Origin of the sequence: Kurthia populi, from assembly GCF_042686175.1 — a bacterium.
GTDB lineage: Bacteria > Bacillota > Bacilli > Bacillales_A > Planococcaceae > Kurthia > Kurthia populi.
Genome location: NZ_JBHUOR010000045.1, coordinates 16266 through 35775, shown reverse-complemented (window position 1 = coordinate 35775; position 19510 = coordinate 16266). Strand labels below are relative to the sequence as shown.

General features: G+C 37.9%; 18 protein-coding genes. 15 read left to right on the top strand and 3 right to left on the bottom strand.

The features are described from left to right. The first annotated feature begins 12 nt into the window (after window positions 1-12). The 4 genes from rpoD (at window position 13) to ACFSY7_RS09945 (ending at window position 3821) form a co-directional block, all read left to right on the top strand. Entirely contained in the window at window positions 13-1140 is a 1128-nt protein-coding gene (rpoD, locus tag ACFSY7_RS09960) for an RNA polymerase sigma factor RpoD (RefSeq protein ID WP_126990303.1), read from the top strand. A gap of 177 nt (window positions 1141-1317) precedes the next feature. After that, the gene (locus ACFSY7_RS09955) at window positions 1318-1863 is read left to right on the top strand and encodes a hypothetical protein (protein WP_380147741.1); all 546 of its coding nucleotides are present in this window, start codon (window positions 1318-1320) and stop codon (window positions 1861-1863) included. Between the two features lie 141 nt (window positions 1864-2004). Beyond that, window positions 2005-2700, top strand: coding sequence for a tRNA (adenine(22)-N(1))-methyltransferase (locus tag ACFSY7_RS09950; RefSeq protein WP_126990301.1), 696 nt, complete (start codon window positions 2005-2007; stop codon window positions 2698-2700). Then, the gene (locus ACFSY7_RS09945) at window positions 2700-3821 is read left to right on the top strand and encodes a Nif3-like dinuclear metal center hexameric protein (RefSeq protein ID WP_380147739.1); all 1122 of its coding nucleotides are present in this window, start codon (window positions 2700-2702) and stop codon (window positions 3819-3821) included. Before ACFSY7_RS09950 ends, ACFSY7_RS09945 begins: the two co-directional genes overlap by 1 nt. Before the next feature lie 154 nt (window positions 3822-3975). Here ACFSY7_RS09945 and ispH read toward each other — a convergent pair whose 3' ends face one another. Next, on the bottom strand, window positions 3976-4872 hold the full coding sequence (gene ispH, locus ACFSY7_RS09940) for a 4-hydroxy-3-methylbut-2-enyl diphosphate reductase (RefSeq protein ID WP_380147737.1): 897 nt from the start codon (window positions 4870-4872) through the stop codon (window positions 3976-3978). Between the two features lie 207 nt (window positions 4873-5079). On the opposite strand from ispH, the gene ACFSY7_RS09935 reads away from it, so the two are divergent. The 6 genes from ACFSY7_RS09935 (at window position 5080) to ACFSY7_RS09910 (ending at window position 11144) form a co-directional block, all read left to right on the top strand. After that, window positions 5080-6384 carry a DEAD/DEAH box helicase gene (locus ACFSY7_RS09935; RefSeq protein ID WP_126990298.1) on the top strand — a complete coding sequence of 435 codons (1305 nt, stop codon included), beginning with the start codon at window positions 5080-5082 and terminating at the stop codon, window positions 6382-6384. A 110-nt stretch (window positions 6385-6494) separates the two neighbouring features. Continuing rightward, complete coding sequence (locus tag ACFSY7_RS09930; protein ID WP_139992375.1) at window positions 6495-7382, top strand: deoxyribonuclease IV; 888 nt, start codon at window positions 6495-6497, stop codon at window positions 7380-7382. 144 nt (window positions 7383-7526) lie between these two features. After that, a complete protein-coding gene (locus ACFSY7_RS09925; protein ID WP_380147765.1) occupies window positions 7527-8276 on the top strand; it encodes a metal ABC transporter ATP-binding protein in 750 nt (249 codons plus the stop codon). After that, on the top strand, window positions 8273-9115 hold the full coding sequence (locus ACFSY7_RS09920; protein WP_380147734.1) for a metal ABC transporter permease: 843 nt from the start codon (window positions 8273-8275) through the stop codon (window positions 9113-9115). Before ACFSY7_RS09925 ends, ACFSY7_RS09920 begins: the two co-directional genes overlap by 4 nt. Window positions 9116-9130: 15 nt before the next feature. Beyond that, the gene (locus ACFSY7_RS09915; protein ID WP_126990295.1) at window positions 9131-9547 is read left to right on the top strand and encodes a Fur family transcriptional regulator; all 417 of its coding nucleotides are present in this window, start codon (window positions 9131-9133) and stop codon (window positions 9545-9547) included. 442 nt (window positions 9548-9989) lie between these two features. After that, complete coding sequence (locus ACFSY7_RS09910; RefSeq protein ID WP_380147732.1) at window positions 9990-11144, top strand: transglutaminase domain-containing protein; 1155 nt, start codon at window positions 9990-9992, stop codon at window positions 11142-11144. 41 nt (window positions 11145-11185) lie between these two features. Here the strand turns inward: ACFSY7_RS09910 and ACFSY7_RS09905 are convergent, their stop codons facing one another. Both ACFSY7_RS09905 and ispG read right to left on the bottom strand, forming a co-directional pair. After that, window positions 11186-11758 (bottom strand): 5' nucleotidase, NT5C type, encoded by a 573-nt coding sequence (locus ACFSY7_RS09905; RefSeq protein ID WP_126990293.1) that lies wholly within the window; start codon window positions 11756-11758, stop codon window positions 11186-11188. 23 nt (window positions 11759-11781) lie between these two features. Beyond that, window positions 11782-12894 (bottom strand): flavodoxin-dependent (E)-4-hydroxy-3-methylbut-2-enyl-diphosphate synthase, encoded by a 1113-nt coding sequence (ispG, locus tag ACFSY7_RS09900; protein WP_126990292.1) that lies wholly within the window; start codon window positions 12892-12894, stop codon window positions 11782-11784. Window positions 12895-13190: 296 nt separating this feature from the next. Between ispG and ACFSY7_RS09895 the strand changes: the two genes are divergently transcribed. From ACFSY7_RS09895 to ACFSY7_RS09875, 5 genes are all read left to right on the top strand, one after another. Continuing rightward, window positions 13191-14807, top strand: a complete 1617-nt coding sequence (locus ACFSY7_RS09895; protein WP_126990291.1) for a Na/Pi cotransporter family protein — start codon at window positions 13191-13193, stop codon at window positions 14805-14807. Window positions 14808-14822: 15 nt separating this feature from the next. Beyond that, a complete protein-coding gene (locus ACFSY7_RS09890) occupies window positions 14823-15302 on the top strand; it encodes a DUF456 domain-containing protein (RefSeq protein ID WP_139992373.1) in 480 nt (159 codons plus the stop codon). Window positions 15303-15441: 139 nt separating this feature from the next. Beyond that, window positions 15442-16050, top strand: a complete 609-nt coding sequence (locus ACFSY7_RS09885; protein WP_126990289.1) for a superoxide dismutase — start codon at window positions 15442-15444, stop codon at window positions 16048-16050. Window positions 16051-16207: 157 nt separating this feature from the next. Next, window positions 16208-18361, top strand: coding sequence for a peptidoglycan D,D-transpeptidase FtsI family protein (locus tag ACFSY7_RS09880; RefSeq protein WP_380147731.1), 2154 nt, complete (start codon window positions 16208-16210; stop codon window positions 18359-18361). A 167-nt stretch (window positions 18362-18528) separates the two neighbouring features. Beyond that, window positions 18529-19488 (top strand): PstS family phosphate ABC transporter substrate-binding protein, encoded by a 960-nt coding sequence (locus tag ACFSY7_RS09875; RefSeq protein WP_139992369.1) that lies wholly within the window; start codon window positions 18529-18531, stop codon window positions 19486-19488. Window positions 19489-19510: the final 22 nt, after the last annotated feature.

The following is a 19510-nucleotide window of genomic DNA, read 5'->3' as shown; positions in this document are numbered from 1 at the left end:
GGAATACACCTAATGGCAGAAAAGTCTAAACGTACAGCAGCGAATAAAAAAGCAGAACAAGAACATACTTTAGAAGAAATGAAAAAAAGCTTGCTAGAAGCAGGTAAAAAGAAAGGTGAACTAACTTACGCGGAAATCGCAGATAAGCTACAAACTTATGAGTTAGAAGCTGATCAAGTTGAAGAGTTCATCGACAAATTAGAAGCGAATAATATCGAATTAAATGGTGATAAAGATTCTGATTTAGAACCTCTTTTAAAAGAAGCAGAAGAAACGTTTGACTTAAATGATTTAAGCGTGCCACCAGGTGTGAAAATCAATGACCCTGTTCGTATGTATTTAAAAGAAATCGGACGCGTAGACTTACTCTCAGCAGCAGAAGAAATCGCACTTGCAGAACGTATTGAACAAGGCGATGACGAAGCACGTAAACGTTTAGCAGAAGCAAACTTACGTTTAGTGGTAAGTATTGCGAAACGTTATGTTGGTCGTGGGATGTTATTCCTTGATTTAATTCAAGAAGGTAACATGGGTCTAATCAAAGCCGTTGAAAAATTCGATTACCGTAAGGGATTCAAATTCTCAACTTATGCAACATGGTGGATTCGTCAAGCAATTACACGTGCGATTGCGGACCAAGCACGTACAATCCGTATTCCAGTACACATGGTTGAAACAATCAACAAATTAATCCGTGTACAACGTCAATTACTACAAGATTTAGGCCGCGAACCAACACCAGAAGAAATTGGTGAAGAAATGGATTTAACACCAGAAAAAGTTCGTGAAATTTTAAAAATTGCACAAGAGCCTGTTTCTCTTGAAACACCAATTGGTGAAGAAGATGATTCACATTTAGGTGATTTCATCGAAGATTCAGAAGCACAATCTCCAGCAGATCATGCGGCATATGAATTATTAAAAGAACAACTTGAAGATGTTTTAGACACATTAACAGACCGTGAAGAAAACGTACTTCGTTTACGTTTTGGTCTAGATGATGGTCGCACACGTACACTTGAAGAAGTAGGTAAAGTCTTCGGTGTTACACGTGAACGTATTCGTCAAATTGAAGCAAAAGCGCTTCGTAAACTACGTCACCCATCACGTAGTAAACGTCTAAAAGATTTCTTGGAATAAAATATAAGAGGTTAAGTTAATACTTAGCCTCTTTTTTTGTGTCTTAAATTCTTTTTCGCTAATTTTCCTGAAAATAGTAAAAGATAAAACAATTTATGCCGATGAATTAGAAGAAGCCTGATACCTTTAACGCTATATTGTGACGCAAAAGGTTGATTAGCGAGGAGGTGACTTACCGTGCAAGAGGAGAAAAAAGACATCATTCTACATGAAATTGCGTTTTGGAAAACGAATAAATTACTTCCAGAGCATTACTGTGACTTTTTAACGACCCTTTATACTGGAGGAGATGATGGTGATACAGCAACTGATGAACCTGTTAAGAAAAAACCTAGTTCAAAAACTTGGCTAGTATATGGAATTGCTGCACTATTAGCAGTGGGTAGTATGATGATGTTGTACATATTTAGCGCACAGTATATCCTCATTCCAATTGCCATTAGTGTGGTAGCAATTGGGATTGTACTCTACATGACATTTAAAGAAACGACGACAAAGCTAATGAAAACGGTAACATTTGCAGTTGCGGCATTATTACTTTTTGCGCTCAGTATACGCGTTACGAGTATGTTTGCACCGGGTGACACATGGTTGATGTATAGTGTGTTAATTGCTAATTGTGTCGCATGGCTTTTAGTTGGTACAAAAATGAAATTAATTTATTTTATCATTTCAGGATATTTAGGATTAGCCGTTATTATTCTCTTTGGCTTCTTCCTATAAGCTAGCTACATAATTATGAAAGGCGAAATCGAATCGAGATGATAAGATTTCGTCTTTTTTTGTGCAAAGAACTGTAGTACTTTCTCTATGAAAAAAACATGAAATTCGTTACAATGGTATCGAAGGGAGGGCACAGTTTTTATGAATGCCCAGAAATTATCAAAACGTTTAGCAACAGTCGCAGCTTTTGTTCCACAAGATGCGGTTGTTGCAGATATTGGTTCCGACCATGCATACCTACCTTGTTTTTTAGTGAATCAAGGAATTGTTAAAAAAGCCGTTGCAGGTGAAGTAGTGAAAGGTCCGTATGAATCTGCTTGTCATGAAGTACAACGAGAACAACTAAGCGAGCAAATTACCGTGCGTTTAGCCAATGGTCTTGAAGCTATTCAACCAGAGGACGGTGTAACAGCAGTTACCATTGCTGGTATGGGAGGGCCATTAATCGCTTCTATTTTAGACCATTATCCACAAGGTCTAGAAGGCGTTACGCGCTTAATTTTACAGCCAAATATTCACGCGATTGCCATACGTGAATGGGCTGTTGCTCATGACTTTATGATTGTAGATGAAGCGATTATTAAAGAAGATGGAAAAATTTACGAAATTTTAGTGTTAGAAAAAGGGAAAAAACCACTCTCTGAGCTAGAATTATTACTTGGTGAGAAATTAATGGCCGAGCGCAATGATGTATTTGTTGAAAAATGGACACATGAAATTGCACAATGGCATACTGTGTTAAAAAATATGGAAAAGGCAGAACAAACGCCAGCCATTATGAATAAAAAGCAAGAGCTTCTAACAAAAATTGAAACGGTAGAAGGAGTGCTCGCATAGTGAAACAAACGAATGGTCAACAAATTATTCAAATTTTTGAGAGTTGGTCTCCTAAAAAAATTGCCGCAATGGACGGTGATCCGATTGGGTTGGCTGTTGGTACGTTAAACAAAGCAGTAACAAAAGTACTCGTGACGCTTGATGTGAATTTAGCAGTTGTAGATGAAGCAATTGAAAAGGGATGCGAATTAATTATTGCGCATCATCCACCGATTTTCCGTAAGCTCGCTAATCTGCGTACAGATACACCACAAGGTCAGTTATTTGAAAAACTTATTAAACACGATATTGCTGTTTATGCAGCACATACGAATTTAGATGTTGCTGATGGTGGCGTCAATGATTTATTAGCAGATGCTTTAGATATTCAACAGCGTGAAGTACTTGTGCCTAGTTACGAGGAAACGTTATATAAGCTGGCTATTTTTGTGCCAGAAAGTCACGCGGATGCGCTAAGACAGGCACTTGCAGGCGCGGGTGCAGGGAGCATTGGCTTATACGAAGCATGCAGTTTTACATCAACTGGTGAAGGTCGTTATAAGGCACAACAAGGTGCAGAACCTTTTGCGGGTAGTATTGGTAAACTTCATGTAGAGCCTGAAGTAAAAGTAGAAGTTGTCGTACCGGATTCTTTAAAAAATAAAGTATTACGTGCAATGTACAATACACACCCATATGAAGAAGTCGCTTTTGATTTTTTTAAACTTGAAACAGCGGCGAAAACAATGGGCTTAGGTCGCATTGGGACATTAAAAAATTCAATGACATTACAAGCCTTTGCGGAGCATGTAAAAACATCCTTGCATGTACCAACTGTACGTGTGGTTGGCGATTTACAGGATATGGTCACAAAAGTGGCGGTACTTGGTGGTGACGGTAATAAATATATTCAAGCAGTCAAAAGAGCAGGTGCGGACGTTTATGTAACGGGGGATTTATATTTCCACGTTGCACAGGATGCAGAAGCAATGGGCTTACATGTTGTGGATCCAGGACATCACGTAGAGAGCATTATGAAGCAAGGTGTAGCAAGTAAAATGGCGGCATTATGTGCTGAGAAACAGCTACAAGTGTCATTTCTGTCATCTGAATTATCAACAGAGCCATTTCAGTTTATTTAATAAAAAAGAGGCTTTGACATACGTGTGAAAACAACCGCTCCTATGAACATAAGAAAAACCGGAATCGCGCTGTAGCGCGGTTCCGGTTTTTCGTTGCGAACGCTAAAAAAGGAAAATGACATGTTTTTTCCTAGGCTCTTTTTTGTTTATCGCATTAATATGGCTCAATGCGTTTAACAGGTTTTGGTTCTTTAATTTTTGGTAAAATTTTATCCAGTGTAATATGACGTTCGATGGCGTGTGTTTCTGGGTTTTCTGGGTCATATTGATCTAAGAATTTAATCACTTCTTTAACGATTGGTGTTGGTGTAGAAGCACCTGCTGTTACGGCTACATTTTCAACACCTTCTAGCCATTCTAATTTTAGTTCAGATAAATCAGCAATGCGGTGAGATGGTGTACCAGCGATTTCTTCCGAAACTTNAGCAACCGCCTCTTGACGAACTTGTGTAGCAAAACAAATTTCTTCATGTACTTCAATTGTTGGGAATTTTAATGTTAATGTTTGCATTAAACTCATAACATCCCACTGACTCATCGTTGTTTGGTTTGTTACGAGTAATTTATCATTCTCGATTTCAAGTGCCTCAATATCTGCTACTGTTTGCACGAGGTGGACGCGGTCTGGCGCAACGCCGACAGCACCCTCAGGCTCTGGATGGCCTTTTTTACCGATATAAATAATATCGTATCCCTCTGCTGTTTTTTCTTCAATTAACGTATGTGTAACCGTTACATCAGGACAAGTTGCGTCAATAGAAACTAACCCTTTTTTACGTGCTAATTCACGTACTTCAGGTGATACACCATGTGCTGTAAAAATAACAGTACCACTCTCGACTTGATTTAAAATATCTAAACGATTTGGACCATCTAATGTGATAATGCCATCTTGTTCAAAGGCATCTGTTACATGTTTGTTGTGTACAATCATACCTAAAATAAAAATAGGGCGTGGTAATGATTTATCTAATGCGGCATTTCGCGCAATGACCATCGCATCGACAACACCGTAGCAATATCCTCGTGGGGTAATTTTTGTGACTTTCATAAATTATTTAACTCCTTTCGAGTGGTTTCTTCATCTAAAAATAAAGAAACATTCATCGGTTCTATTATAACGGACGTTTTTACGTTATACAAAGTTTTGACAATTTGAAGATTTTATTGACGAAAAACATACAAAAAGCTATTATAGTCAAATGGATTCTCGAACGAAAGCATGTTACAATGAGGGAATGAAGTAAGGAGTGACAAAATGTCAAAGTACACAGATTATCAATTTAAACCATTTTTGCGTGACGCAATCGCGAAATTAGGTTTTACAGAACCAACACCTATTCAAAAGGAGATCATTCCGCTTATCTTAAAAGGAAAAAGCGCAATTGGTCAAGCGCATACAGGTACAGGGAAAACACATAGTTTCTTAATTCCTATCGTACAACGTATTGTAGAGGACAAACAAGAAGTCCAAGCAGTTATTACTGCACCAACTCGTGAGCTTGCTACGCAAATTCACATTGAGTTAGCTAAACTTGTCGAAGGCACAGATATCCAGACGAAATTATTCATCGGTGGTACAGATAAACAACGCTCAATCGATAAACTAAAAACGCAACCTCAAATCGTCGTAGGGACTCCAGGACGTATTCGCGATTTAGTGAACGTACAAGCGTTGCTTGTTCATACAGCTAATATGCTTGTAGTCGATGAAGCGGATTTAGCATTCGATATGGGTTTCATTGAAGATATCGATACATTCGCTAGCCAAATGCCAGATACATTAGAAATGTATGTATTCTCTGCAACAGTACCAGAAAGCTTACAACCATTCTTACGTAAATACATGACTTCACCAGTACATGTTGAAATGAATGACAAACGCCCAGTTGCTGAAAACTTAGAATTTTATTTGATTCCAACTCGTTCAAAATCAAAAAATGATAAATTACTGGAAATCACAAAAGCAATCAACCCATATTTAGCGATTATTTTCGTTAATACACGTAAACAAGCTGATTACGTAGCAAACTTCCTTTCTCATAATGGTATTAAGCCAGGACGTATTCACGGTGATTTAACACCTCGTGAACGTAAGAAAATGATGAAACAAGTTCGTGATTTAGAATTCCAATATATCGTAGCAACAGATCTTGCTGCTCGTGGTATTGACATTCCAGGTGTATCTCACGTAATCAACTACGAACTGCCACAGGACTTAGAATTCTTCGTTCACCGTGTAGGGCGTACAGCGCGTGCGGGTAACAAAGGTTTAGCGATTACAATCTTTGAACCTTCTGAAGAGCATCGTATTGTAGAAGTAGAAAAATTCGGTATTGAATTTAAACCAAAAGATATTAAAAATGGTGAAATTATCGATATGAAAGAACGTCATGCACGTGAAAAACGTGAACGTAAAGAAGACGAAATCGACCGTATCGCAAAATCAAAAGTTCGTAAACCGAAAAAAGTTAAACCAGGGTATAAACGTAATATGCGTTGGGAAATGGATAAAATCAAGAAAAAAGAACGTCGTAAACGTAGTCGTCAACGTATGAAATAAGCATATTCATAGGAAGTTCCGATGGAAATTGCTATAATTTTATTATCGAAAAGAAAGGAAACGCGCTCATGCATAAGCGCGTTTCTTTTGTTGAATTGGAGGATTTTTTCATGTTAATTGGTTCACATGTTTCAATGAGTGGCAAAAAAATGTTGCTAGGCTCAAGTGAAGAGGCGGCATCATATCAAGCATCAGCAATGATGATTTATACAGGCGCACCACAAAACACACGTCGTAAAGATATTTCAGAATTGAATATTATCCCAGGGCAACTTCATATGGAAGAGCATGGCATTATGGAAATGGTCGTGCATGCACCGTATATTATTAACTTAGGTAATACGACGAAGCCGGCTGTATTTGAGCTAGGTGTGGAATTTTTACAAAAAGAAATTGAACGTACAGAAGCATTAGGTGCAAAACAAATCGTCCTACATCCAGGAGCGCATGTTGGAGCGGGTGCTGAGGTTGGTATTAAACGTATTATCGAGGGCTTAAATGAAGTGTTAACGGTTGATTCGCCAGTGCAAATTGCGCTCGAAACAATGGCTGGAAAGGGTTCAGAATGTGGTCGTACATTTGAAGAGTTAGCACAAATTTTTGATGGTGTGCATAATAATCATCGTTTATCGGTTTGTTTTGATACATGTCATACACATGATGCGGGTTATGACATTGTGGCAGACCTAGATGGCGTACTAGCTGAGTTCGAGCATTATATTGGCTTGAAAAATATTAAAGTACTGCATATTAATGATAGTAAAAACGAACGTGGTGCACATAAGGACCGTCACGAAAATATTGGCTTTGGTCATATTGGTTTTGAAGCGCTGCATCGTATTGTACATCATGAGGCATTCGAAGCGGTACCGAAAATTTTAGAAACACCATGGGTAGGACCGGATAAAAAGAATACAAAAGCACCGTATTTATATGAAATCGAGATGTTACGCACAGGCAACTTTAAGCCAGAACAAATCGATGCATTACGCGGATAATAAACGAAGAAAGCTGGCGATGGCTGGCTTTTTTTAATGAACAATGAAAGACAAGAATTTTTACTTTACAATAGAATCTTTTTTCGCTATACTAAATATTTGTAAATCGTAACGATTCTGAATTAGAAAGAAGAGAAGTGTATGATAAAGCAGCCCCTGATCGAGTTGCAAAATATATCATTTCAATATGACTATACAAAAGTGCTTAGTCACTTATCTTTAACAATTAATGAGGGAGATTTCGTCGCATTATTAGGCCCCAATGGCTCGGGGAAATCAACTCTTTTAAAAATTATTTTAGGTTTATTAAAGCCAACAACAGGTGCGATTCATCTATTTGGTGAAGAAGCATCGAAATTTAAAAAGCGTGAGTGGATCGGTTACGTGTCTCAAAAAGCGAATGCCTTTAATGGGGGATTCCCTGCGACCGTGAAAGAAGTAGTCGCAAGTGGCTTAACGAAAAAATTGGGCTTATTTAAACGTAAAGCAACGAATCAACAAGATTTGATAAGAGAGGCCTTACAAGCAGTAGATATGCTACCGTATTTAAATCGTAATATCGGGGAGCTATCAGGTGGGCAACAGCAACGTGTCTTTATTGCAAGAGCACTTATCGCGAAGCCTAAAATGCTTATTTTAGATGAGCCAACAGTAGGTGTCGACCAAGAAAATGTCGCTATCTTTTATCAGTTAATGGAGAAATTAAATAAAGAGGGTATGACGCTTGTGCTCGTCACACATGATATGGGCGTTGTAGAGAGCGCGGTAACGGATGTGGCTTGTCTTAATGGTAAAATCCATTACTATGGCTCAAAAGAAGGCTATGAGGCGCTGACGAAAGAACAAATCAGTGCATGGTACAGTTATTCAATTGAACAGGAGGAACGTGTATGATTTCCTCAATATTTCAATATGATTTTTTACAAAATGCCTTTTTATCTGGTATGGTGATTGGTGTCTTAGCACCGCTATTAGGCGTCTTTATTGTTGTACGACGCTTATCCTTAATTGCCGATGCGCTAAGCCATGTTACACTAGCGGGTATCGCAGGAAGTTTATATTTATCACAAACCCTTGTTGGGTTCGCAACATTAAATCCACTTTACTTAGGGATTGCCTCTGCTGTAGGAGGGTCTCTATTAATTGAAAAACTACGTGGCGTTTATAAGCATTTTGAAGAATTAGCGATTCCAATTATTATGTCTGCAGGACTTGGCCTGAGTGCGATTTTTATTTCGTTAGCACAAGGCTTTAGTACCGATTTGTTTAGTTATTTATTTGGCTCCGTATCTGCTGTAAGTCGTCAAGATTTATGGATAGTCATCGTTATTGCAATTGTTGTAATTGCCTTTATTTCACTATTTTATAAAGAATTGTTTGTGTCATCATTTGATGCGGAGTATGCACGGGCAAGCGGCTTACGCACAAAAGCCATTCATATGTTATTTATGGTCATTACAGCCCTTGTCATTGCAGCAAGTATGCGCATTGTCGGCATTTTACTCGTATCCTCACTGATTACATTACCTGTTGCGGCAGCGATTCGTTTAGCGAAAAGCTTTAAGCAAACGATTATTTATGCCATTATCTTTGGTGAAACAGCGGTATTAGTCGGTCTTGTGACAGCATTTTATTTAAATTTAGCACCAGGTGGAACGATTGTTATTACATCGATTATTATTTTATTAATGGCAATGCTTGTGAAGAAAATCGCAACAAAACGAAGTGTCTGAAAGGAGTAGTAGAGTATGAATGTATCAAAAGCATGGGAAGTATTAAAAGAGCAAGGATTTAAAAAAACAGATAAGCGTGAACAAATTTTGGAGATGTTTGCAGATAGCGAAAAATATTTAACAGCACGTGATTTGCTTGATGTAATGAAGAAAGATTATCCTGGGATGAGCTATGATACAATCTATCGAAACTTATCGACATTCGTGTCCTTAGGGATTTTAGAGGAAACGGAGCTATCGGGTGAGAAACATTTCCGTATGCATTGTGAAACGGAGCATCATCACCATCATTTTATCTGTATGGAATGTGGTAGCATTCGCGAAATTCATTTATGCCCAATGGATTTCTTACAAGAGCAATTGCCAGGTTATGAAATTGAAGGTCATAAATTTGAAATTTACGGTAAGTGTCCAGCCTGTCAAAAGGCGTAAAAAATAAAGAGTTAAGTATATTAGAAGCTGGGACTATGTGTAAAAACAACCACTCATCGGAGTATATCGAAAAACGGAATCGCGCTTTAGCGCGGTTCCGTTTTTTTGTTGCGAACATTAAAAAAGGTACATGACATGTTTTGCCCCAGTCTCTTTTTTATGTGGAAAGGCCTTTTCTCTAAAATAGTTACAGAGAAAATAAAATCGTTATAAAGAATAGATTGAGAAACATTTTAATGGGTAAAAAGATTCTATAAATTTAAAAAACATGATAAAGTACATGTTCAAAAAAAGAGAGAAATGAAGTTAAAGTTCTAATACGTTAAATTGACATTAATTGCTCTTTTGATACATAATAAATGTATATAATGATTCAAAAGACATTTAAAATGTATATTTTATATGATAATAGTTTCATTAAATGCTAAAGGAGACGATACGTATGACGAAATCGAAATGGCTCGTTAGTTTAACAGCAACATGCATGTTGGCGTGTGGCTCACTAGCTACGAGTGCTTCAGCCGTCAATGTTAATATTGATAATAAGCAAGATTTGGAAAAAGCAATTGAGCAGGCAATGGAAAATGCGGATAGTTTATTAGAAATAACGTACACTGGTGCAGATGTGGAATCGATTTATCGTAATATCACCCCAATTTCAATGGCTGTTGGTAATGGGAATGATGAAATTTTAGGCATCTTACAAAGCGTTTCAACGAGCTCTTCATTAAAGTCTGTGGGGGGGAAACCGGTATCAGCCGATTTTAAATTAAATATTGATTATTTCACAACAAAAGCGAAAAAACAGCAAGCAGATGCGACATTAAAAACGATTGCGAATACGATTAAAAAGAATAACAAAAGTCAATTTGACCGTGTAAAAGCAGTGAATGACTATTTAGTATTAAATACGACATACGGTGGCACAACAGATGATCGTTATACAGCGTACGGTTTATTGCAAGATAAAGTGGCTGTCTGTCAGGGCTACGCAACGGCGGCATATGCATTATTAAAAGAATTAGGGATGGAAGTACGTTATGTCGTAGGGGTAGCTTATGATAAAGATGGCAATCCGCAAGATCATGCGTGGAATAAAGTAAAAGTGGACGGTAAGTGGTATAACTTAGATGTCACGTGGAATGACCCAGTACCAAATCGTGCCAATAGCGTGTCACATAAATACTTCTTATTGAGCGATAAAACGTTAAATAAGGATCATGTCGCAACAACGCCGACACTTTATCCAAAAGCAACGGATACAAAATATGATTTCTTGAAGGATACCTCTTCTGTAGCGATAAATGGCACAATGATTTATTATGCGAATGATAAGAAAAATCAACAGCTTTATTCATATAATAAAAAAACGAAAAAGCATAAGCGTTTAGCGGCAATTCGTGTACAAGATTTAGCGTATTATAACGGTAAACTATATTTCAGCAATTATTCAAACAGTGGCTATTTAGCGAGTATCAAAACAAATGGTAAGTCATTAAAAACGTTGAAAAAGAAATTTAGCACGAATGTGTATATTAATAAAAATTATGTGTACTATTCAAATGCAGGAAAGAAATATAAATTAAAAGTATCTTAATAAAAAAAGAGGAAGTGCGATTAGGCACTTCCTCTTTTTTATTAAATACCAAATTCTTTTGCGACCCAGCGTTCAGCCTCTTGCCAACTTTGGACACGAATCACGTCGTTAGGTAGTGTAAGACGATTATAAGGTGCATCGAATAAAATAATCGGAATATTTAATTCTTCATGCAATTGAATGGCATTTTCATATTTATCTTCAAAGAATAATTCAACTTGATGTTTTTTTGCAGCAGCTACTTTACTAGCATTGCCAACAATACTCAATGAATCCATCGGTATCTGTTGATTTTTGAACCAATGATTTGTGACATCAAATGAGTTGTCTTGGCGGGCTGTAATATAGTTTAATGCAGCATTTGGATACCATTTTTGTAATGTCTCATGTGCAAATTTTTGTACAGGTGGATTTGTGTACATTTCAATTTCAGTTGCTAAAAACCAATTTTGAAATTCAACCGCATCAATCGGTAAAACATTTAATAAATTGTATTCTGTAAAATCATCGAGAGTTACATTCGTATTGAAGTGTTTGTTAATATAGGGCACCATAAATTCTTGCGTTGTCACGGTACCGTCGATATCAATACCAAAGCTGTATTTTTTACTCATCGAATGCCCTCCTAAGTGAATGACTACTTCGTTGCTTCTTCTTTTGCAGCCGCTTGTTTCGCATAATATTCTTCTGCAAGAATATCAATTTCTTTTTTCAATTCCTCAACCATTGTTTCTTCAGGAACTTTACGAACAGTTTTACCGTGACGGAATAATAAACCTTCACCCCGCGCACCAGCGATACCAATATCGGCTTCACGTGCTTCACCAGGACCGTTTACGGCACAGCCAAGTACAGACACTTTAATTGGTGCTTTAATTGTTTGTAAATACTCTTCTACTTCGTTAGCAATTGAGATTAGATCAATTTCAATACGTCCACAAGTAGGGCAAGAAATTAATGTTGGAATATTAGAAGCTAAACCAAATGTTTTTAATAATTCACGTGCTACTTTAATTTCTTCTACAGGGTCAGCAGATAAGGAGATACGTAATGTATTCCCGATACCTTTTGAAAGAATCGCACCTAGACCGGCAGCAGATTTAATTGTACCAGAGAATAATGTGCCTGATTCTGTAATCCCTAAGTGTAGTGGGTAATCAAAAGCTTTTGCGGCTTTTTCATACGCTTCGATTGCTAGATTTACATCAGAAGCTTTCATCGATACGATAATATCGTGGAAGTCTAAATCTTCTAGGATTTTAATGTGGTGAAGTGCAGACTCAACCATACCATCTGCAGTAGGGTAACCATATTTTTCAACGATTTTACGTTCGAGTGATCCGGCATTTACACCAATACGAATTGGTACACCTTTTGCTTTTGCTGCATTAACGACAGCTTCTACTTTTTCTTTGCGACCGATGTTCCCCGGATTAATCCGAATTTTATCTACGCCTGCTTCAATTGCTTTTAAGGCAAGTTTATAGTCAAAGTGGATATCTGCAACTAATGGGATGTGGATACGTTTTTTGATGTCTGCTAATGCATCTGCTGCGCGTTCATCTGGGCAAGCGACACGAACGATTTGACAGCCTGCTTCTTCAAGACGAAGAATCTCTGCTACAGTTGCCTCTACATCGTGTGTTTTTGTTGTTGTCATACTTTGAATGATGACTTCATTGCTACCACCGATAGTTAAATCCCCAACACGTACAGGGCGTGTTTTAGAACGGTGTGTGATTTCATTCATGAAAACTCTCTCCTTCATAGGCTTTTTGCCTTCACTATTCACTATTTTAGCAGTGTTTTTTATGAATTGACAACAAAGAAACATTTCGTATACAAAAATTGTCTGAGACAGCATTTTTGTGGTGTTTTAATGTTGTAATACTTGTTCTTTCATAAGTATAAGCCTTTTTCTTACAGTAAACGAAGGATTTGATTGGAAAGTTGCAGTGCTTTACAGTAAAAAAGGAATGATTTACAAATGATTTACATGTAGTACATAATTTAGTGTGACATCAAGACTTAGGAGGAACGACAAAAATGGATTGGCAAACCGCGTTTCAATTTATAGGTGGCTTAGGGTTTTTCTTATTTTCGTTAAAGTATATGGGACATGGTTTACAAAACTGGGCGGGCGAGCAGCTGCGCTTATTATTGCATCGCTATACCGCAAATCCAATGATGGGTGTGCTCATCGGCATTGGTTTAGCAATTATTTTACAATCAAGTACAGCAGCCATCATTATTACGATTGGCTTAGTCAGTGCCGGCTTTATGACATTGCGTCAATCAATCGGGATTATTTTAGGCGCCAATATTGGTACGACATTGACCGCTTTTTTACTCGGCTTTAATATCGGCTACTTTGCCTTTCCAATACTAGCGTTAGGCGCATTCAGTGTGTACTTTTCAAAGCGTCACACGTTTCAAAATATGGGACAGTTTTTATTCGGGTTTGGTGGGATGTTTATCGGCTTAGCTTGGATGAACTCAGCGATTAAACCAGTTATTCAATCCACACGCTTTTTAGAATGGAGTGGACAATTAAGTGAAATGCCAGTTACAGGAATGCTACTCGGTATCATTACAACGGCTATTGTGCAATCTAGTAGTGCGACAGTGGGCATTTTACAAAGCTTATATGCGCAAGGGGGCGTTTCGCTTGAAGCGGCGATGCCCATTTTATATGGCGAAAATATCGGTACGACATTAACGGTGTGCGTTGCTTCGATTGGGATGGCAACGTCAGCAAAACGCGCGGCATTATCACATGTAGTCATTAATATTTTTGGAACAATATTATTTTTCATCGTTATGACCCCATTTATTAGTTATATTACGTGGCTACAGCATACAACGGATTTAAGCTTACGTATGAGTATCGCTTTTGCGCATGGTACTTTTAATAGTGTCACGACGATTGTACTCTTACCTTTTATTGGAGCTATTATGTGGATAATTAAAAAATGTATTAAAGGGAATATATCTGATACGGATTACGTGCCGACCCATTTAGAGCGTAATTTAGTAGAGATTTCACCGGTGCTAGCAGTTGGCCAAGCGAAAGAAGAAACGATTCATATGGCAACAATTTGCCAGCAGGGCTATCAAGCAATGCGAGAGTATGTGAATACAGGTGATAGTAGCTTGCGAACGAAATCGTTAAAGCTTGAGGGGTTTTTAAATAGCAGCGAGCAGACGATTACGAATTATTTAGTCAAAATTTCAGCGCACCAATTATCAAAAGTTGAATCCGAACGGCATCATACCTTATTAGAAACGATTCGTGATTTGGAGCGTATCGGCGATCATGTAGAAAATATTGTAGAGCTTTATGATGATTTAATGCATCAGCGCAGTTCCTTTAGTGATGTTGCGATGACAGAGCTCAATCGCATGTTTGAAATGACCGAACAAATGATAGCGAAGGCAATTTTATTATTTGATACGGCCGACCGTTCGCTACGTGCGGAGATTATGCTGCTAGAGGAACAAGTTGATGAAATGGAACGGGCCAGTCGTAAAAAACATATTCATCGGCTAAATCATGGTGAATGTTCGGCACATGCGGGTATTATATTTAGTGAGATGATGAGCAATTTAGAAAGAATTGGTGACCATTGTGTCAATATTGCAGAAGCATCTATAAGAAAATAAGAAAGGGGGAGTTTGATGACAATTTTAGCGTGGACAATTATTATCCTATTATTTATTGCGGCATTTGCCGGGTTAGTTTATCCGATTATTCCAGCGGTTGTGTGTATCTTTGCAGGGTTTATTGTATATGGCCTCTTCTTCAACTTCGGTGATTTACCTTGGTGGTTCTGGCTTATTGAAATTTTATTAACAGTATTAATTTTCGGGGCAGATGCCATTTCAAACTGGATTGGTGTAAAAAAGTTTGGTGGCACAAATGCAGGGGTATGGGGAAGTACAATTGGTTTATTAATCGGACCTTTTGTTATTCCGTTCGCAGGTATACTATTAGGCCCATTTATTGGGGCTGTAGTCGCAGAATGGATTGTTAGTCGAAAAGATTTTTTAACAAGCTGCAAAATTGGGTTCGGTTCACTCATCGGATTCTTGACATCCGTTGTTACAAAAGGGATTATTCAAGTTATCATGATTGTCATTTTTGTCATTGCTGTCTAATCCTTGAAGTTTACTAGGATTTCAGTCAAAAGGCTGAAATATGCAGTTTCAGTGAATTTTATTTGAACAACCGGGAAGTTTTTGATAATCTAAGAGTGTAAAAACTAATATTTACTTATCTCAAGGAGGAATTTGAATTATGGCTTTTGAATTACCACAATTACCTTACGCGTTTGACGCACTAGAACCACACATTGATGCTCGTACTATGGAAATCCACCATGACAAGCACCACAACACATATGTACAAGGCTTAAACGGCGCTTTAGAAGGCAAATCAGAATTCGACGGTAAATCTGTTGAAGAAATCATTGCTAACTTAGATGCTGTACCAGAAGAAGTACGTACAGCTGTACGCAACAATGGTGGCGGTCACGCAAACCACTCATTATTCTGGACTTTACTTACTCCAAACGGTAAAGGCGCTCCAGAAGGTGAATTAGCAGCTGCAATCGATGCTAAATTTGGTTCATTCGACGCATTCAAAGAACAATTTGCTAACGCTGCAAAAACTCGCTTCGGTTCAGGCTGGGCTTGGTTATCAGTAGCAAACGGCGAATTAGAAATTTCTTCTACTCCAAACCAAGATTCTCCAATCATGGAAGGTAAAACACCAGTATTAGGTCTTGATGTTTGGGAACACGCTTACTACTTAAACTATCAAAACGTACGTCCAGACTACATCGCTGCATTCTGGAACGTTGTAAACTGGGATAAAGTAGCAGAACTTTACGCTGCTGCAAAATAATCCATTTTAAATGGAACAAAGCACGTACCCTTCACGTCATGAAGGTGCGTGCTTTTTTTATGGACGAAAAATTGCGTGAACCCGCTAAGACTTTATGTTTTTTAAGGTGAAAAATGATATACTACTAATTGTGAATTGAGCAGAAGGGGGGAATTTGATGCGACGAAAACAAAAAGCACAAAAGCAGCGCGCAGCGAATCCAAAAGCGAACCAACGCGCTAGTCTTTCATTTCGAATGAATGTTCTTTTCTTCTCGATTTTCGTACTATTTTCGGTCTTAATTTTACGCCTAGGTTACATGCAAATTGTCAAAGGTGAAGATTATGTAAAGGAATTACAAAAAACTGAGGAAGTAACGGTCAATACAAGTGTTCCGCGTGGCCGTATTTATGATCGTAATGGGAAAGTGCTCGTTGATAATGAAGCGAAAAATGCCATTACGTACACCAAATATCCTACAACGAAACAAACAGAGATGTTAGAAACAGCGATGGCATTATCAAAGTTAATAAAAATGGATACGTCGAAGTTGACTGAGCGGGACAAAAAAGATTATTGGATTCGTTTAAATGCAGATGCTGCTGCGGAGAAAGTTAGCAAAGAAGAGCAGGCAGCCATTAGTAAAAAAGGTGGCGAAACATCTGAAATTCAAGCGAAAATCGATGAACTTACACGAGATCGCATTACGAAAAAAGAATTAAAAACATTAACCAAATCAGATTTAAAAACATTAGCAATTTATAGCAAAATGGTTGCAGGGTATAACTTATCGCCACAGATTATTAAAAGTGATGGTGTAAGTGATAAAGAATTTGCGGTTGTATCTGAAAGATTAAATAACTTACCAGGCGTTAACACAACAACAGATTGGGCACGTAAGAAAAAATCGGATTTAACCATCTTAGGGAAAACAACAACGCCTGAAGAAGGGATTCCGGCAGATAAGTTGCAATATTATTTAGCACGAGATTACTCACGTAATGACCGTGTTGGTAAAAGTTATTTAGAGCAACAATATGAAGAATTACTACAAGGTCAAAAAGCCGTTGTGAAAAGTGAAACAAATTCAAGCGGCCAAGTCGTTGATACGAAAACGATTAAAGAAGGGCAGGCTGGCAAAGACTTAGTCATTTCAATTGATAGTAAATTACAAGAAAAAACGGATAGTATTGTTGAAAAATACTTATTAAAAACAAAAGCAAATGGCACAGCCGGTTTATTAGACCGTGCATTCCTTGTAATGATGGACCCACATACGGGTGAAGTCTTATCAATGAGTGGCAAAAAGCTTGAAACCGATGAATCTGGCAAAATGAAAGTAACGGATTATTCGATTGGTGCCTTTACATCATCGTATGAAGTAGGGTCAGTCGTGAAAGCGGGTACGCTATTAACAGGGTATTCATATGGTGCAATTACACCAGGTACAGGTATTTTGGATGCACCGATGAAGCTTGGTGGCATGACGAAATCTTCTCTTTATAACCGATCAGGTGCACAATCAAGTGTTATCAGTGATAAGGTTGCGCTTCAAAAATCATCGAATGTGTATATGTTTAAAACAGCGTTAAAAGTAGCAGGTATTGATTATGGCCAACAAAGTATTAATGGCATCACAGCAGCTGACTTCCAAAAAATGCGTAATGGGTATGCTCGTTTTGGTTTAGGTGTGGAAACGGGTATTGATTTACCAGGCGAATTTACTGGGGTTAAAGGGAATGAAACATTACCAGGGAAATACCTCGATTTAGCAATTGGGCAGTATGATACGTATACACCGCTCCAACTAGCACAATATGTGTCAACTGTAGCAAATGGCGGGGATCGTATTGCACCGCATATTTTAAAAGAAATTCATGAGCCGTCTGAAAATGGTAAAACACTTGGTAGACTAGATAAAGAAATCGAACCAACTATTTTAAATCATACGAATAATACACAGGCAGAATACAATCAGGTTCATGAAGGTATGAGCATGGTTTATAATACGCCTAGCGGTACAGCTTCTAAATTCTTCTCGGATGCAAAATATAAAGCAGCCGGTAAAACCGGAACAGCCGAAGTAATTTACTACGGTCCAAAAAAGGAGAAATATGGTACGTATTCAATTACGGTATCTCACATTGGTTTCGCGCCAAAAGATAATCCAGAAGTAGCTTATGCGGTTATTATGCCATGGATGTCTACGACTGCAGAGCATTCAACGCCTAATAACCTCATGGCACGTGAAGCAGTAGATGCATTCTTTAAATTGAGAAAACAAGAAACAAAAGATCAAAAGCAAACGGTCGGAGATAAAATTACTCGTTAAGCTTATAATAGGAAGAGAATCGCTTTATAGCGGTTCTCTTTTTTTATTTACATGGAATTTACAATGCTTTCATATTTCCTTACATAACTCAAATACGAGCCTTACAATCATTCTTTATAGTTAAACGTGTAAAGAATAACAAACGACATGTGTAGGGGGAAGTAACAATGAAAAAATGGAAGTACCTAATGGTGACATCAATGGCAACATCAGCTTTATTACTAGGAGCGTGTGGCGCTGATCAAAAGGCGAGTAATTCGTCATCAGAAACATCAACAAGCGCACAATCTGAAGAACAATTGCAAGGTAAAGTTGCAGGCGATGGCTCCTCTACTGTATCACCAATTATGGAAGCGATTGTTGAGGAATACGCAGCTACTCAACCAAAAGTTCAAGTTTCTGTTGGTGTATCTGGTACAGGTGGCGGCTTCGAAAAATTCATTAATGGCGAAACAGACTTCTCAAATGCTTCTCGACCAGTAAAAGAAGAGGAAGCGGCCAAACTAAAAGAAAAAGGCATTGATTATACAGAGTTTGAGATTGCCTATGACGGAATTTCAATCGTTGTTAACAAAGATAATGATTGGATTGAGGATGTGACCGTTAAAGAGCTAGAAGAGATCTGGGTAGATAACGGCAAAAAGAAAAAATGGTCGGATATCAACAAAGACTGGCCAGATGAAGAAATTAAATTCTACTCGCCAGGAACTGACTCCGGCACATACGATTACTTTGTAAACGATGTACTTGAAGAACAGCAACTTGATAAATCAGCAACGCTATCTGAGGATGATAATGTTCTTGTAACAGGTGTTGAGTCAGATAAAAATGCGATTGGTTACTTCGGATTTGCTTATTACGAAGCGAATAAAGATAAACTAAAAGTTGTGAAAATTGATGGCGTAGAACCTACACATGATACGATCCAATCAGGCGATTATACACCGCTTTCTCGTCCATTATTCGTCTATGCAAACAATAAAGCATTAGAGGAGCCAGCAATGTATAATTTCATGGAATATGCGCTTGAAAATGCAGGTGCGATGGCTGAGAGCGTAGGTTATGTGAAATCACCAGATAACGTATATGAAGAAGATAAGAAAAAATTAGAAGAATTTAAAAAGTAAGCGATATAGCAGGTAAAAAGAC